Genomic DNA, 17766 nt, shown 5'->3' on the forward strand with positions numbered 1-17766 from the left:
GAGCATATTACCACTCTCATGGTCATATAGCCCCTTTTTACATTTTAAAATCCACCAAACCATCATCTTGATGTTAGTAAATTTATGTTAATAATTAAATAGGTATACACTAAAATTCGTCGGCATAGTATAAAGAATACCTATATTCGACAATATAACGCAAATAATCTATACGTATCAGCCATTAATATACAAATCAATGCGCGCCAAGTGTTCGCTTTCAAGAACGGTATCAACAGTGGTCAAATCCATCTTATCCACCATATTATTATCTCGTCCAAACACAATAGGTCCTTTTAATTTCTTACCTTCTAACAACATCGGCAACCATCTGCGGTCACCATCCCACATATGTTCATAAGGAATTTGATTCGGTTCTAGCCAATGAGGCTCCATTTCGTCTGTTTCCTCTACAGTACCTGTGAAAGTACGCAAGAAATACACATAGCTTACGTGCGTTAAGCTCTCATCAAAAGGAAATTGAAAATCAAAAGCCGCTACACATTCTAAGTCTTCGACACGTCCTTGAAGGCCAGATTCCTCATAGAGTTCACGAATGGCACACTCTCGGAAGCTTTCACCATCATCAAGTTTACCACCGAAACCATTATATTTATTAGCCCCAAAACCACGCTTCTTACGCCCTAACAATATACGATTTTGTTCATCAATGGGAAATACGAGCGTCGTTGGTTTCATAGGGCCTCCTTAGTCACAAAAATAACACACTATTATTATACCATTATTTCATGTACGAATGTGCTAGTTGTGGTATGATTAAGAGTATAGAATTTCTTACAAGGAAGGAGGCACATGATGAACAAACCACTTAGATTTAATATCGAATTAGGACGAACAAAGCCCGTCAATATTCGCAATGAACAAGTGCGTTGTCCCTTCTGTGATCGTTCCAAATTAACGGATATTCTCGATACATCAGGTCATATTATATGGCTCATGAACAAGTATCCTGTATTAGAAAAAACTTGGCCTACCGTCATTATCGAAACGGAAACTGACGAAGGCGAATTTTCTACCTTACCTACAGACGAAGCCGCCCACATTCTCCAATTTGGTCTCGATAAATGGCGCGAAACTCGTCAACGTAAAGAGTTTAAATCCGTACTCTTCTTCAAAAATTATGGCTATATGTCCGGTGGCTCTATTCGCCATCCTCACAGCCAAATCATAGGGCTTGAGAATTACGATTACCATAAAGATATTACGGCCCAAAATATGGAGGGTTGGCTCTTGCACGAGGATCAAGATGTACGCATCACCTTGTCTACCCATCCGATTATCGGGTTCTTTGAGTACAACATTCGCTTCAAACCAGATGCACCGGTTCGTACTGTAGCCCTTCGACTACAGCAAATTTTGCGCTATGTATTGCATAGTGTAGCAAACTTTAGCCAGTCCTATAATTACTTCGTATATAATCTTGAGGACGGCTATGATTACATCAAGGTAGTGGCGCGTTATGTAACGACGCCCCTCTATGTAGGCTACAAAATTCCTCAAACTTGTGATGAGGGACGAGCTGCTAAAATCAAGCACGATATTACGCCTTATTTTCAAGCTACTAAATAGCTCTAACCATATACCGTATATAATTTGATATATTATTTTATATGGTTTTAACCATACATAATTGAAAGGATTTTTATGAAAGTATTTGCCATCGGCGACCTCCATCTATCTGGCCATCCTCCGACGAAGCCGATGGATATTTTTGGTCCTCACTGGAATGATCACTGGTCCCGCATCAAAGAGCATTGGAATGCCAATGTAAGCGATGAAGACATCGTCTTTCTCGTAGGTGACATGAGCTGGGCGCTCCGTCTCAATGAAGCTGCCTGCGATTTACAAGAAATTGCATCTTTACCTGGTAAAAAATATATGATTCGTGGCAACCATGATTATTGGTGGGCATCAGCAAACAAGATGCATAATCTCATGGGTGACGCTATTACCTTTATACAAGGTCACGGCACCGCAGAAGTTATCCAAACCGAAGAAGGGCCGCGCCTTATTGCATTCGGTGGAACGCGCGCCTACCTCTGTCCTGGAGACTCCCACTTCTCCCCAGAAACGGACCAATCCATTTACGATAGAGAACTGATGCGTACCGAAGCAGCACTACAGGAAATGGATAAGGCAATACATAAAGTACTTGAGGAACTCAGGACGGAAACAAAGGTCTGTATAACAGAATCATCCGGTTCTAAAAAGTCCTATTCACCAACACCTGATTCAATTAGAGATATAGAGAATATTCCTGTAACAAAGTTATTGTTGCTACATTACCCTCCATTTAACGAGTCCAACGCACCTTCGGGCTTTACGGATCTCATGGAGCAATATATGGTAGATATCTGTATCTTTGGCCACTTACACGATCAAATTTCTTTTAACCGGATTCCAAAGGAATTTGGTACGACAAAACTAGAGTTGGTATCTGCAGACTATCTAGATTTTAAGCTAAAGCAAATTATCTAAGGAGAGACCATGAGTCGTATTCATAAAGAACATTTACAAGCTGGCTATATCTTTGGTGACAATGTTAACCAAGAATATATTTACTTGCCTTCTGGTGAGGTAGGCACGGAGCATCCGTTAGCAGTCCTAGAAACACCAACGAAGCGCGAAGATATTACATTGGACGAAGCAGTCCATATGATTGATACCCTAACACTAAAACGTTGTAGCCACCCTACACTAGGTAAAAAATCATTTTAATAACGCCATCAATAATGTAATTAATTGAACAAAATAATAAAATAGCGGATAGTTGACTATAATCTGCACTCCAGAAAAGGATCATAATTTCTGATTTCTGAAAGTGCAGATTGTTATTAACTCAACTATCCGCTAGATGAAAAGAGGCTGTTTATCACGGCCTCTTTTGTTTTTTCTTTAGTTTATAAAAGAACTATTTTGTTGTCTTCCTTTTAGTTTAAAAGGTTATTTCAAGACAAGTAATTACTTCGCATTACGCTCGATATGACTACCGTAAACATCTCTGTAATCATTAGTTTGCTTATTGTCTTTATTGTTTACACGAAGTCGTTCTACCTTATGACGATCATTGTCTTTACCAGAGATTCGATCCACACGAGTACGATCCAAGTCACGAAGACGAGCCAATTCAGGATTAAATTCGTTAATCGCACGCCCCATTTTGCCATCAATTGGGGCACCCAATTGTAAAGCACGGTAAATGATCGCAGCATACTCATAACGAGTCATCGCACGATTGCCTTTAAATTCGCCATCAGGATAGCCTTCAACAAGACCTTTATCAGCCAAGTCTTTTACATATTCATAAGCCCAATGATTAGCTGGTATATCAGGGAAGTTCACATCTTTCTTGTCATACTGAGGTGCCATTCCCATGGATACCTTCATTTGTTGAATCTCTACATTTTGGGCTTTTACAATGGCCTTTAAGTCTTGAACCTCTTTAGCCAAAGCTACTCTAGAAGTAGATACACCATTTTTTTGACCTAATTTCAATGAAACGCCGGCATTGACCATGTTTTCACCGTTACCCATGGATCCAGCTACGCTGAACATAGTGTCTTCATTTGGTCTGTAGAAAGCACCTAATGCCATCGCATTTTCACCGGCATAGTTACCGTAACCAGCCGCAAAATTCCATTTATCATCAGGATCAAAATCCAATGGATGAATAGCCGCTAATGCAGCCGCACCAGCACCAACTTTTCCTATTTTGCTATTTAATAGGTTCACACCATTACTAATACCGCTAGTAGCTTGATACAATTGGCTACCGTTAACGGCATCTTTAGATGTAGCGGATACTTCACCATCGGCTACATTAGTGATTTTATTGCCACCATTATTTAGACCTTTATTGTCCAAAGAAACATTACCAAATTTAACTTTATCTACAGATACTTTGTAATCAGTACCACCAGCAGCATTTGTGCTTGTAGTTACAGTTACATTATTACCTGCAGAAATGCTAGTATGTTTTTTAGCTTCTTTTAATGCTTCTGTGGCTAAAGTCTTATTATATTCAATACGACGTTCATGACTTTCGATACGCTCACTATGATTTTCAATTCGAGCATCATGATTATCAACACGATTATCTAAATAATCTAAACGCTTATCTTGATTGTCAATACGTTTTTCTTGATTATTCATACGTTCAGTTTGATTTTTTAATTGAATGTCATGATTTTGAATTTGATCTTCATGACGAAGTAAATCAGCATCTTGACGAAGATTTTCTTTAGTTAAACGAGTAATTTGATTATCATGATTTACAATTAATTTATTATGTTTTTCTAATTCTTGACTATGTCCATTTAAAATATCTTCATGTTTTTGTAAGACATCTGTATGATCTTTTAATTTTCGTTCATTGTCGGCAATTTTTTCTTTATTTTTATCGATTTCATTAATATTATTTTGAATTAATGTATTGTGATTATTAAGAATTCCGCCCACTGTATTTGCTACTGCATATAATTGACTACCATTTATAGCATCCGTGCTATCAGAAGATACTTTCCCAGATGCTACATTAATCACCTGACGTTCTTTACCAGATGCACCAACACTCGTAACGCCGTTACGAGCTGACCCTACCCCAGCAAAGCCGGAATAGTTAATACCATTTATATTAGCTTGTGTTTCTGTTGTGGTAGCTCTATCGGTAGATGCATTGCCTAAGAGAACACTATTTCCTTGTGTTGACGTCACATTACTGCCCAGTACATATGTATTTGCTTGCGCTACGTTATTTCTAACCCCAAAAGCGCCAGAATCAATGCCAGAGACAGAATTACTGCTACCAATTCCAACTCCACCACGTGCAGTAATCGTATTACCTGAACCTAGTGCAACAGCATTTGCAGCACCAGCATTAGCATTATTACCTACAGCAGTTGCACTCTCTTCAGCTTTTGCATTATATCCAACAGCTACTGAACGATTTCCCTTTGCTCTAGCATCATTACCATATGCTGAAGAGAAATTACCAGATGCCTCAGCATTAAAGCCAGTAGAGGTACTTGAAATACCATTAGCCTTTGTACTATTACCAACTGCAGTAGAACCTTCAGCAGATGCTTTCGCGGATGAACCAAAGGCATTTGAATTACGTCCAGAAGAAACAGATCCATGGCCTATTGCAGTGGCATTCTCGCCTTCCGCCCGTGCACTCCGACCGATAGCATTACTATTATTAGCGGTTGCCTGCGCACTTCGTCCGATAGCCAGTGAGGTTCCACCAGATGCGGTAGATGACTGACCTACAGCAGTTGAATACGAACCGGATACCGTATTTCTGAAGCCTACTGCCAAACTATGGTCACTGGTAACCGTGTTTTCATCACCAAAGTGACGTGAATACTCTGTCGGATTTCCTTGTGCTTCTACATGTAATACAGTTCCCGTGCCTAACGCAAGTAGTATTGCCAATGATAATGCAACTTGTTTGCTTTTCATCGTTTACTATTCCTCCCTACATCTAAAATTATAAATACAACGGATAATATATTATCATTTATAATATATATTCAACAAAACTCAGCATAAAATACGTCCGTTATTAAATAATGTATTATCATTATCCTTAACTATTATTGTACTTTAAATATTAAATGAAGTAAACGAAATTTTTAATAAAATCGATAAAAATATCAATTTTATCGATAAATAAAAATTCTACCAAATTCATCATACTATAAATTAATAGCATAATAACAATATAAGGAGATAAGATTTATCTTATCTCCTTATATTGGCTATATTAACTATATTCATTATATTAGCTATACTAATTATTCTAGTTATATTGTTTGCTTTAGCTATATTACTTAAAATAGCTATATTGGTTATTTTAGCTAATCTTGTTATACTAGCCTATTAGCCCAAGAATCCTCCATGGCCCATAGCTATACAATCTTCTTTGGTGATTTCATCATCTGCAACAAGACGTGGCACAATTTCATCAAAGGCAGTCGGTTTACTGAATAATACGCCCCCTGGTACACCAAGGATTGGTGTGCCATCTGCACAGTAAGCAATGCAAACCATGGACCCTGGTAACACTGGTAATCCATAGGTAACTACGCGATCTGCATAGCGTTTAATGGCTCCTGGGGTGAGATCATCTGGGTCAACGCTCATACCGCCGGTACAGAAAATTATATCCGCGCCTGCGGCTTTCACCTCATCGATAGCCGCCACGATATCGTCTGTATTATCCGTTACAATTTCGTGAGCTACCTTTGTAACACCAAATTCAGCACAACGTTCTTCAATGATTGGTGTGAAAGCATCTTTAATACGACCTTCAAATACTTCAGAACCAGTCGTAACAATCCCCATTGTTTTGCGCACGAACGGCTTTACATGTAACAAAGGCTTACCATCAGCAATTTTCTTTGCATCTTCTACTTGTTGTTCTTCTAACAATAATGGAATACAACGCATACCTGCTAATTTATCACCAGCTTTCACAGGTGTATTATTAAATCTCGTTACAATAGTCAGCTCACCAATGCTATTGATAGCATGTAAGCGTTCCACATCGACCTTGAAAAGACCATCTACATCTGCAATGGCTTCAATTTTACCTTGTGCCATAGGGCCATCGTGCATATTTTCGCCGCCTGCCATATGGTACAAAGCACGAGCTACATCCTCTTCGTGCAAGAACCCCTCATCTTCTGGCTCCATTACAAATACATGTTCCTTGCCAAGATCCAAGAGTTTAGGAATGTCCTCTTCTGTAATTACATGTCCACGGCGGAAGGGCGTGTCTTTCACCTCACCGATGACGATTCTTACGAGATCGTGTAATAATATTTGCCCTACGGCATCTTGTGTTCTAATGGATTTCATAATATCTCCCAAGTCATTAATAACAAAATACGCTATTGTATAACATCAAAATGTATTTAATACTATTATTCAATGCTAATATGTTTAAATAGTACAGAGTAGACGCACTACTAGCATACCAATCCAACAGAGGGTTAAACCACCCACTACTTGTACCACACCGTACCATAATGCTTGTACATAGGATTCAGCCATCATAAGCTGTAGCATTTCAAAGGCAAAGGTTGAAAAGGTGGTAAATGCGCCGAGCCCACCTACAACGAGGAAGAATCTCGCCCACTGAGGTAGATCTGGCTTTTGCATATAAAGGCCTAAGACTAAACCGATAATGAGGCAACCAACGAGGTTTACTACTACCGTACCATACGGAAAAGAGCTGACCTTTGTCATAACCCATTCACCGAGAGCCATACGGCATAAGGCCCCAGTAGCGCCACCGAGGGCAACGGCTATGTATTTTTCCATATTGCCTCCTTTACTCACGATAACATACTAGATGGTATGATCACATTACTATAGCATACATGTAATACTACTTTCACAATTCGTGTAATTATCTGTAATAGCCGATAATTATCTAGTTTTCTATATTAGTCAGATGCTAATAATCTCAGTATACTATATTTAGAGAGTAGGGAAAAGGAAGGAGTCCCTATGAACCCCTCGTCTACACCGCTCACCGAACTGCGGATCAACACGTACGAAGACCCGTTTTTACAACATCAATATGTTTGTTTAGGTCATAAAATCGCCATTATTCGTGTGTCCCTAAATATGTCTCAACAAGAGTTAGCTCGTCACATTGGTATCAGTCGTAGTTATTTAAGTAAATTAGAATGTGGTACAGGCATCTCGGGCATGTCTTTAGAAATTCTTTTTAAAATCGCTCAAGCCTTTCAAATCAACGTAAGTCAGCTCGTAAGACTGCGTGTTATAGATTATAAAAACTGTAATGCGCACCTAACATCACACTATAAACGGCTAGAGTTTCTGAACCACACCAAGAGAACGTCTCGAAACCAAACAAAAGCAAACTAATCTAATGATCTAATATAGCTGTTAATTAAGTACAACAAATGATAACTACCTTATATTAAGATAATCTATATTAAATTTGGATTAGATATTCAAAATAATAATCAAAAAAGCTCCACCATTGGCGGAGCCTCTCATATGTCATTATGCCCATTGCATCAGCATCAGCATCAGCAAACATTATACTTCATTAAGTTTTTTATGCTGTACTTCCGCATTTGCTTTTTTGAAGATAAATGCATTGTTGATATGCTGACGCATAGCCGTTTCTGCTGCTACTTCGTCGTGGCGTTCAATAGCGTCTACGATTTGGTCATGTTCATCATCACAGTCATGTGTACGTACAGCATTGAAAGAACTGATGTACATGTCACGATTAACGCGTTCACGGAAACCTGCTAAATAATCTACAATACGTTCATTGCCAGAGTAATGAGCAATCATTGTGTGGAATCGGCTATTCACATCAACACGCTCTGTAGCATCTTCGATTTCGTGCATCTCTTTACAAAGCGCTCTTAACTCTTGCACTTGCTCAGACGTAGCATGGCGAGCACACAATCTAGCACCAAGTCCTTCCATTACTTCGCGCACTTGGTAAAGTGCTACGATTTCCTCTGGAGTGTCAGCTTTTACAGTAACACCTTTCCAAGGAACGATAACTACGAGATTATCTTTAGCCAATTTACGGAATGCTTCACGCACAGGTGTAGCACTCACTTGCAATTGTTCTGCAATTTTTACTTCGTTAAGCTTCTCTTGAGGCATCAATTTGCCTGTTAAGATAGCTGTTTTTAATGTTAAATATACTTGTTCACTGAGAGGTAATCTTTCGATAGAATCCACTGCGGACAATTTGTATTTATCTTTTGAACTTTGTCTTCCCATTACTATCCCCTAAACCTTACTAACCATTCGTGCTTTCACACTTTCAAAGAACGGTTAAAATGAGTATAATATAGTATACAACATATCTTAGAAAGTATGTTGTGCGAAATTAAGTGCATACATTACAATTATAGAACTCATCATTAAGACTGTCAATTTAACTATAGATAATAGCTATATCTCATTTTTGAAAGTAAGGAAGTATACTATGAGCCGTTGTTTGATTATCATCAACCCTGTCTCAGGAGGAGGTGCAGCGCGCCGTTATGCCCTCGATTTACAATGGAAATTGAGTACCTTGTTCGAAACGATTGAGGTCAAATTCACCAGAGGCGAAGGCGATGCTACACGTTTTGCTAAGGACGCTTGTGAACGCGGGTTTGATGCCGTATTCTGCATGGGTGGTGACGGCACTGTTAACGAAACCGTTAATGGTATTGCCCAAGGTGGATTCTCCTGTACCTTTGGGTTTATCCCCGTTGGTACAGTAAATGATATGTCTCGTGCGCTCGGCATTCACCAAAATCCAACGCAAGCTATCAGACGTATCGATATCAATGAAACTCGAACCATTGATATCGGCCGTTGTAATGATCGGTATTTCTGCAATAATATTGCAGCTGGCGTTATTCCTAAGGTTGTAGATGAAGTTACACCAAAGGAAAAGAGCATACTCGGCCCTCTCGCGTATTTCTTGAGAGCAGGCCAAGCGTTGTTCACTACAAAGGACTACACGTACCGCATCAAAACAGAGGACGATGATTTCATTTGCAAATCTCCTCTCGTTTTAGCCCTACTTACCAATGTAGTATCTAGCTTTGAGCGTTTTATGCCAGAAGCCTCTGTAGATGATGGTTATATGCGTATCATCATCTTCAAAGAATATTTTATCCTCGATATTCTCAGCGTATTACCACTCATTATCAGTGGTGCCATCTATAACTCTCGTTATACAACGACATTAACTGTGAAAAAAGCTCATATCGAACTTCTATCTGACGTCGATGATTTATCGACCAATATGGATGGTGATGCAGGTCCTGCTATGCCAGTAGACATTGAAGTATTGCCGCGCGTACTCAAAGTATTTGCACCTGCAAAGCATAAAAAGAAAAAAGCCTTAAATCTGCCTAAACTACCACATATATAACAAGTAATTGGTAACACAAAAGCTCTCTATCAACGAATAGAGAGCTTTTGTGTTTATTAATTTATAAGAATCTATACACTTTAGTCCACAATAATTGCATCGTGCAAGCGGAAGCTATAAATATAGCAAGCTTTCACGGGCATCCCCGTCAATCGCTGTAAGGCCTCTTTATAGAGGTCCATTTGAATTTTATAGCGCTTGATGAGGTCTTCTCCGGATATAACGCGATCCGTTTTGTAATCTACGAGAACCCATTCACCGTCCTCTTCAAAGGCCGTATCAATAATACCTTGAAGGAATAGATTTTCCCCGTCCTCTAAAGTATCATATACGCGTTTTCCTTCAAAGAGCATGCTAAATGGCAACTCTCGCTCGATACGTTTTGCCCTAATAAGGCGCTTACCAAGATCAGAGCTGAAAAATTTATACAAACTTATATCGCTTAATAAATTTCTCTCTTCCTCTGTGAAAGTCCCTTTCGCCACCAGTGCATCTAGTTCTTTTGTCAAAGAAGCTTGCGTATACTCAACAAGAGGCAACCATTGCATAGCCTCATGCATCAAGGTACCCCATTGGGCACCTGTCAATATATCTTCTTCGGACTGTAGTGCTTGTGGCTTTCTACCGAATACGGAATTTGCTAATTCATCCTCCGAAACTATAACAGGCTGAACACTAATATTACTAGTGTCATCGGCATTAAGATTCGGGTTCGTTGTATCTAGCTTGATAGCCTGAACCGCATCCGACACGGCTCGTTTAGCACTCAAATCTACCGTTGCAATCGGTTCATTTAGAGTATCAATAGTTCCTACTTCAAATTCTCGCTCTTGGAAGCGTCGTTTCAATTCACTAACGGAAATTTTCGCTGTCCGACGAGTAGCATCGCTGTACGGATAGTTATAGTTAAAGCGATTCACGATTTCCTGTGGCAACTCTACAGAATTAACCGCTTTCAACTCCCGAACTTTATTGATTGTAGTCTCATCGACATCTGCTTTATAATCGAGGTCGCCATAGAGAGAACCATCATGAACTTCAACCTTAATACGGCACTTTTTATCAGACAAATCAAAATAGGTAGGCCCTTCGTATTCAATAGCTACACGCAACGGATTGCCACCATCTAAGTGACGAGCAAAGCCCATAATCATCCAGTCTAGATAACTATTAGCTTGCGTGATAATATCTGTCGGTAACTGTTGAGTTTCTACGGAAGCCGCATTTTTAATGAGCTCACCCATGGTGCTTAATACACCTTTAGAATTTTTAAAGCCTTTAATAAATCCTGTCATGAACAGCTTATCTCGTGCCCGTGTCAAGGCAACATAGAGAATGCGCTGCTCCTCCGCCTTGAGGGCCGCCTCTTTTATGTCTTTCACATAGAACCAAGGCATGGTCGGGAAGGACACGCGAATATCTGGAAAATACCCTTTCAAACCAAGGCCTGCATTTTTATCAATAAGAAGCTCTGAGCGTAAGTCCATCATATTGAATCTTTTCTGTACACCAGATAAAAATACTACAGGGAATTCAAGGCCCTTACTCTTATGGATGGTCATGAGGCGCACCACATTATCCGCCTCGCTCACCACATTGGCAAGTGGCATATCTTGGTTGCTGTCGCGCAAGCTTTCCACAAAGCGCAAAAACCTAAAGAGCCCGCGGAAGCCAGAGGCTTCATAGCCCTTAGCTCTATCATATAAGGCAAGCACATTGGCACGGCGCACGAGGCCATTCGGCATAGCCCCTACATAGTTTACATAGTCTTGAGATTCGTAAATATCCCACAACAAATCAGTCACGCCATGACGACGCGACAAGGTGCGCCATCTTTCCATATGCCCAATAAAGGCTAATAAACGCTCATCTTGAGCCTCTTCTGCATAGGCAGGCATGAGAGACCATAGAGAGCCCTCACCAGACAGGCGCAATGCGCCTAGTTCGTTCGCATCAAGGCCTACCAGACCAGAGTGCAATACGGCAGCCATCGGCAAATCTTGTTCCGGATTATCTATGATGGATAACAATGCCAATAAAAGTTGAATCTCTTGTGCTTCAAAGTAACCGTCTCGCTCATTTACAACCGCAGGAATCCCCGCTTGACGCATGGCTTCTACGGCACGCGTCCCCCAACCCGCCAAGGATCTGCGCAAAATAGCAAAGTCTCGCCACTCGATTTGACGGAATGTGCCATCTGGATTTTGCACCTGTTTCTTAGCAGCATGGATTTCCTTGATTTTTTGAATGATGAAATCTAACTCACGCTCGTTGTTTTCAGGGTCATCCCCTTCATCTTCGTCACTTTCACTAGCACCAAGGGTATCCTTACTCACATCTAAGAGCTGCAATTCCACGTCGCCTCCAACCCAATCCTCTGGTGCATCCTCTACGATGCGGCCAGGAATGAGCGATTCAGCCTCTGTATAATTAAGCTCTGCCGCGTCTTCCGTCATGATTTGATAGAACAAAAAGTTCGTAGCAGCCAAAATATTTGCATCAGATCGGAAGTTTTTCGCCAAGTCGATACGTCGTTCTACCGCATCAGTACCACCGTAAGTATTGTACTTCTCCATAAATAAAGAACTGTCGGCCATACGAAAGCTATAAATAGCCTGCTTCACGTCCCCCACGTAGAACCTATTATCGACGCGAGAAATCAAGTTGATAATCGTCTCTTGTACGCCATTCGTATCTTGGTATTCGTCGACCATGATTTCTTTGAAAGTGTCTTGCAGTTCCTTTGCCACTTCAGATGGCTGAGGGTCATCCTCTGTGCCAGGTTCAACGAGAAGCGCCAAGCATAGATGCTCAAGATCGCTGAAATCCATGATGCCTTGCTCTTGCTTCATGTCTCTATAGGCTTTATGAAAAGCAATCGTCAGCTCTACAAGGCCTTCTATGATTGGATATTGAGCCTTAAACTGCTCTTGCAAGATAGCTTCCGGAACGGTGAATATAGCGGTTTGCATGGCTTTGAGGTCATCTTTATTTTGACCACCTAAAGATTTAAACTCTGCTACCAACATAGGGTCATAAGCTTGTGCCTCTTTTGAACCCATACGGAATTGATTCTTAATAAAGGTATCCATATGCTTACAAGCATCGCCCATATCATTCCAAGATTGAGCTGCTGAAAGCATACTTAGCGCAGCCAGTTGATTATCGTATATATTTTGCCACTTATGAGGACCTACGGGATCAAGTAAAATTTGCTCCATCCGCTCTAAGCGCTCCCGAATACGGTCGATAACAGCTAAATGATTCGACCACATATATTCGCCCCACATCGTATCACTAGGGTTTATGGTCATCGCCTCTTTATAAGGCTCTAAGGCTTTGCGTAGCCATCCATCAGGATTAGCAAGGGACATGGCGTAGTTATATAAGGACATAATCTTTGCCGTTAAGCCCGCATCGGATTTATCGTCGCTGAAGAAGTCCGCTAGCTCATAGATATTATAAAGGCCCTCTTCATAAGACTTAGTTAATAAATCGGCTAATACCTCTTGTTGTAACAACGCCATTTCTGCTTCATTGCCGATACGAGCCGTTGGATTAATATCGAGCTTGTAGAAATAGGACCGGATTACCCATTGGCAAAAGGAGTGCAATGTAGAAATATGAGCAGACGGCAATAGATTGAGCTGTCGTTCAAGGCGTTCTTGCATTGCTGCATCCTCAGTGGATTCCATGGCTTTAGCCAAGGCAAGCCCAATACGAGCACTCATCTCTTGAGCTGCAGCCTTTGTGAAAGTTACAACCATGAGTTCTTGAACCGATAAGGGATTATCCATATCTTTAAGACGCGTAATAATACGCTCTACGAGAACTGCTGTTTTACCAGAGCCGGCCGCAGCCGCAACAAGTAAGGTCTGATTATCTAAGGAGGAGTCCTTAGGTGCTATGATGGCAGACTCCTGCTCTGGCGTCCATTTAACACCCATGGTTTTCACCTCCTTCGCTACTATTATTTCCGTCATTATTGTTATTTTTTTCGTTGCTGTTATTTCTGTCGTTACAGTTGTTTCCGTTGTTTCCGTCGCTTAAGATTTCTTTCATCCGTTCTAATGCATCATCTTCAGACAATCTAGACAAATAATTATATCGATTACGGCTAGAGTCAAAGCGACATACCGTTCTATAATCGCAGTATGTACAAGGTCTAAAGCCATTTAATTGATATGGCTTAATCGGAAACTGTCCTTCCCCAATATGACGGCCCGTCTCAGCCATCACGTGATTTGTATAACGGCACATTACATCAAACTCACCAGTACTCTTAACCTTACGCAAATCTCTGCTGGAAATGGTTTGATCTTTCTTCGTAGCAATTGGCACATAAGGGCCTCGTTTAGAACCATAGGATAAAAACTTATTGTCAATATGCGTCAATAACTCAATATCATCGGAGAAATACCCACTGTTTTGCCAAGCATCACTTTCATTAGCCAACGAAACGGCATCTTCATAAGATATAGGCGTATCAGCAGGGATTTTAGGGTTCTTCACGTAGGAATAAACCACGGCTGCCGGCGACATAGAGGTGCCATGCGTTTTATCGTAAGCGGATTCTAAGGCCAATAGATAGGTCATGAGTTGCAGTTTAAGGCCGTAGTACACATCTTGGGCCGTCACATGAGCGCCACCCGATTTGTAGTCGATAACCATGCCATAGATTTGACCATCCCGCGTATATTCGTCGATGCGGTCAATTTGACCGATGAGGCGCAAGTAGCGGTCTTCACCAAGAGGGACTCGAATAGAATCCCAACCACCTTGACGACCAAAGTCTTGCTCTAAATACTTCGTATCAAAATCACTGCGCTTAGACCATTCTACGAGGCGGTCTACCGTCACATGCAATGTTCTCTGTACACGTTGCTCGATGGCCTTTTGGTAGGCATCGCTCGTTTCTTCACCTAGTTGATTCTCTTGTAAGATTTCGTCTGCCACGGCGCGACATAGATTTTCTTGTTCCTCTTCGTCAAGGTCACGCCATTGCTTGTTGTTTTCTAATAGATAATTTCCTAAGCGCTCTAAATTAGCATGTAGGAACGTACCAATTTCAGGAGCTCCAAAGGAGCGCACTGGACGTGGCTCTAGTTTCAAACCATATTGAGCATAGAACTTAAACGGACATTGTTGGTATCGTTCAAGGCGCGTCACAGAACCAGACATATAGCCTTTAGACAAGAACAACCCATTTACTAAATCCTGCGTAATGACAGGCACATCGTTGTTATCTCGAATGCCACGTGACACCTCCGCTAAACGAGGACGATAGGCTTCGCTTTCACGAGCCCAGTTATAGAGGCCCCACCAAAGAGGATTGACCTCAAGTCCGCTAAAGAGAGCACCCCAGCGCTCGGATAATAAGGATAGACTTTGAAGTGGGCGCCACACGTAATCCGCCTCTGTATCAGGCGCGATGGTTAGTGGTATATCTACAGTTTCCCCTACATAACCAAGAGATTCTAATCGCTTCACAATAAGAGATGGTTCAAGGCCTGTACCATCCTCACCAGAACCAGCATAGGACAGAGTTAACGAGTCAGATGCCCGCGTCATGGCGAGGTATAATAGAAAATTCTCGTTGAAAGCCTTCGGCAAGGCACCTTCTGCTAAGGTAATGCCTGCATCGGCCAATTCTTGACGCTCCTTATCCTTGATGAGTCCTTCATCGCCCATACTTTGAGGGAACACACCTTGGTTGAGGCCCATTACAAATACCTTAGGCCACCACTGGCTGTAACCACGTTCGATAGTGGTGATTACCACATGATCTAAAGACGGCGGAATCATAGAATAATTGACATCACTCAAACCTTCTTCGAGAAGTAACATCATTTCATCCAAGGTCAATATTTCGTCCTTCATAACCATAGAAATTTCATCTATAAAGGAAAGGACCGCATTATACATCTGTTCATGACTAGCTTTGGATTCTTGATCACCTACAGTTTCTGCGTCCTTCGCCCATTCATAGAGGCGCTCTGGCACTTGCAATATTTCTAACAACCCATATAATTGGGCTCCCCATTCTGCGCCCGTATGTCCATCACTATGAGCTGCAAAATCAAACCACGGAGATAGAACATCCATGATGGTTTGTCTTGCTTTGTTAACACGTGCTCTGCGTGGTGCATCTACGTGGCTTTCTTCATCTTGCCCCTCATAAAAGCCTCGTAGGTACGGCCAGCTTTCACGTTCCCATTTATAATGGTCGATACCAAACTCAAGAACGTAGTTCTCTAACTCATCTACAGCCTCACGAGTAAGCGGCATCAAGTCCGTCTTGAGCAAGAGGAACATGCTATCTCGACTATAGTTATGACGCACGATATCAAATAGGGCCGTCAATAGCTCGCCTAATGGATGGTTTTTCATAGGACGTTGACGGTCGATAAAGTGCGGAATACCGTAGCGAGTAAAGACTTTTTCTAAAGTGTCACCATAGGTTTCAGACTCGCGGAGCATGATACATACATCTCGGTAACGAGCCTCTTCAGATGATTCTACATAGGCTAAAATGTGACGAGCCACAGCATCTGCTTCGCGTTCCCGGTTATAGCCGCGAATAAGCGGAATCGTTTCATCTGTAGAGTTTTTCTTACTAGGACTAGCAAAGTAATTAGACTCTAGAGCTTGAACGATTTGAGGGCCTCGTTTTCCCTCAAAGCCAACCCAGTTGATACTAGAGCCATAACGAGCGACTAAGGTGTCGTAAATCTCTAAAGGGCGGCTGAAGAGATGCTCCCCTCGACGAGCTAGATTTAACGTCTTTGGATCCATCGGTAAATCGATAGTAATAACGGCCTCCTTCGCCAAGTCAAACAAGGTATAAATCAACTCATAGTGAGTCGGTGTAAACCAATGGAAACCATCGATAAAGACGTGGCTATTCTCCATGAGAGGAGATTGTGGCAAAGCCTCTACGATTTCCATGATAGGATCGATGTCGCGCTCCCCATGGCGACTGAGTTCCTCTTCATAGGCAGCCATACAAATAGCTAGCTCGCGCAATTTCTTTTGTAATACTTTATTTTTAACAGATTCTGCCCCTCGTTCTAAGTCAGCAGGGCCTACACGGAAGGCGCGAAATTCAGAAAAGAGTTGTTGCAATACAGAGGAAAACTCAGGTCGCTTTGTGGCCTGTTCTAACAACCCCAGTTCCTTTTGCTTTCGTTTCATTACAAGGCGCAACAACATAGACCGGCCAAAGCTTGATAAACTTGATTGACCGACCCCTTTTGAGCCTATAGATTGATATACCTGATAACCCAAACGACCAAAGCCTACAACGCGAACCGTAGTAAAGCCTTTTTCAGGCATAAATTCAGCTAGCTCCCGTTCCACCCGATAGGTAGCAGGTTCAGGAACAAGCAAAATTATTGGTTCCCCTGGACAGTCTGTCATGACCTGACGTATGCGCTCATATACGGCACGTGTCTTGCCTGATCCAGCCCGTCCATAATAGACGCTAATACTCATGAGACCTCCCTAGTGAAACTTTCACCATCTCAATTGATATAATCCACAAATTTATATTGCTCATATCAGTTAACGCATTAGATATAGCACTACACAAATTAATTGTAGCACTATACGAATTAGATATAGCATTAAACGAAATTTTTCGATATAATAAATTACTATACTGATTATTATTATATAGTAATATGACATTCTATGGCTAATTGTACAATATTTGACTCATTTGATTATATTTATTTATAATTAAGATAATATTTTATATTTTATTTACAATTAGCATGAATTCCTATATAATACAAGTTAGTATCTGTGTT

Annotated in this window: 12 protein-coding genes; 5 read left to right on the plus strand and 7 right to left on the minus strand. The window is 41.2% G+C overall.

All coding sequences use genetic code 11. From position 1 onward, the window contains the following. Positions 1 to 177: 177 nt before the first annotated feature. The gene (locus tag ACGHIY_RS08845) at positions 178 to 699 is read right to left on the minus strand and encodes an 8-oxo-dGTP diphosphatase (protein ID WP_227037291.1); all 522 of its coding nucleotides are present in this window, start codon (positions 697 to 699) and stop codon (positions 178 to 180) included. 117 nt (positions 700 to 816) lie between these two features. Here ACGHIY_RS08845 and ACGHIY_RS08850 point away from each other — a divergent pair, with 117 nt between their 5' ends. The 3 genes from ACGHIY_RS08850 (at position 817) to ACGHIY_RS08860 (ending at position 2739) form a co-directional block, all read left to right on the plus strand. Further along, positions 817 to 1590: a DUF4931 domain-containing protein gene (locus ACGHIY_RS08850; RefSeq protein ID WP_004698244.1), complete on the plus strand. Its 774-nt coding sequence runs from the start codon at positions 817 to 819 to the stop codon at positions 1588 to 1590. A 75-nt stretch (positions 1591 to 1665) separates the two neighbouring features. Continuing rightward, entirely contained in the window at positions 1666 to 2499 is an 834-nt protein-coding gene (locus ACGHIY_RS08855; RefSeq protein ID WP_390525485.1) for a metallophosphoesterase, read from the plus strand. Positions 2500 to 2508: 9 nt separating this feature from the next. Beyond that, entirely contained in the window at positions 2509 to 2739 is a 231-nt protein-coding gene (locus ACGHIY_RS08860) for a hypothetical protein (RefSeq protein WP_004698256.1), read from the plus strand. 243 nt (positions 2740 to 2982) lie between these two features. Here ACGHIY_RS08860 and ACGHIY_RS08865 read toward each other — a convergent pair whose 3' ends face one another. The 3 genes from ACGHIY_RS08865 to crcB form a co-directional block, all read right to left on the minus strand. Then, positions 2983 to 5481, minus strand: coding sequence for an S-layer homology domain-containing protein (locus ACGHIY_RS08865; RefSeq protein WP_316603810.1), 2499 nt, complete (start codon positions 5479 to 5481; stop codon positions 2983 to 2985). A 420-nt stretch (positions 5482 to 5901) separates the two neighbouring features. Further along, the gene (locus tag ACGHIY_RS08870) at positions 5902 to 6882 is read right to left on the minus strand and encodes a molybdopterin-binding protein (protein ID WP_316060976.1); all 981 of its coding nucleotides are present in this window, start codon (positions 6880 to 6882) and stop codon (positions 5902 to 5904) included. Between the two features lie 84 nt (positions 6883 to 6966). Continuing rightward, positions 6967 to 7347 (minus strand): fluoride efflux transporter CrcB, encoded by a 381-nt coding sequence (gene crcB / locus ACGHIY_RS08875; protein WP_316603809.1) that lies wholly within the window; start codon positions 7345 to 7347, stop codon positions 6967 to 6969. A gap of 189 nt (positions 7348 to 7536) precedes the next feature. Between crcB and ACGHIY_RS08880 the strand changes: the two genes are divergently transcribed. Continuing rightward, the gene (locus ACGHIY_RS08880; RefSeq protein WP_390525486.1) at positions 7537 to 7920 is read left to right on the plus strand and encodes a helix-turn-helix domain-containing protein; all 384 of its coding nucleotides are present in this window, start codon (positions 7537 to 7539) and stop codon (positions 7918 to 7920) included. Positions 7921 to 8097: 177 nt separating this feature from the next. On the opposite strand, the gene ACGHIY_RS08885 is transcribed toward ACGHIY_RS08880, so the two are convergent. After that, positions 8098 to 8805: a GntR family transcriptional regulator gene (locus tag ACGHIY_RS08885; protein ID WP_308521259.1), complete on the minus strand. Its 708-nt coding sequence runs from the start codon at positions 8803 to 8805 to the stop codon at positions 8098 to 8100. A gap of 208 nt (positions 8806 to 9013) precedes the next feature. Here ACGHIY_RS08885 and ACGHIY_RS08890 point away from each other — a divergent pair, with 208 nt between their 5' ends. Continuing rightward, on the plus strand, positions 9014 to 9955 hold the full coding sequence (locus ACGHIY_RS08890) for a diacylglycerol kinase family protein (protein WP_101928544.1): 942 nt from the start codon (positions 9014 to 9016) through the stop codon (positions 9953 to 9955). Positions 9956 to 10035: 80 nt separating this feature from the next. Here ACGHIY_RS08890 and addA read toward each other — a convergent pair whose 3' ends face one another. Beyond that, positions 10036 to 13902 carry a helicase-exonuclease AddAB subunit AddA gene (gene addA, locus ACGHIY_RS08895; RefSeq protein ID WP_390525487.1) on the minus strand — a complete coding sequence of 1289 codons (3867 nt, stop codon included), beginning with the start codon at positions 13900 to 13902 and terminating at the stop codon, positions 10036 to 10038. After that, a complete protein-coding gene (locus ACGHIY_RS08900; protein ID WP_287540903.1) occupies positions 13892 to 17449 on the minus strand; it encodes a PD-(D/E)XK nuclease family protein in 3558 nt (1185 codons plus the stop codon). The genes addA and ACGHIY_RS08900 overlap by 11 nt, the downstream gene beginning before the upstream one ends. Positions 17450 to 17766 lie beyond the last annotated feature (317 nt).

This window comes from Veillonella parvula (genome assembly GCF_042850485.1).
Lineage (GTDB): Bacteria > Bacillota > Negativicutes > Veillonellales > Veillonellaceae > Veillonella > Veillonella parvula_Q.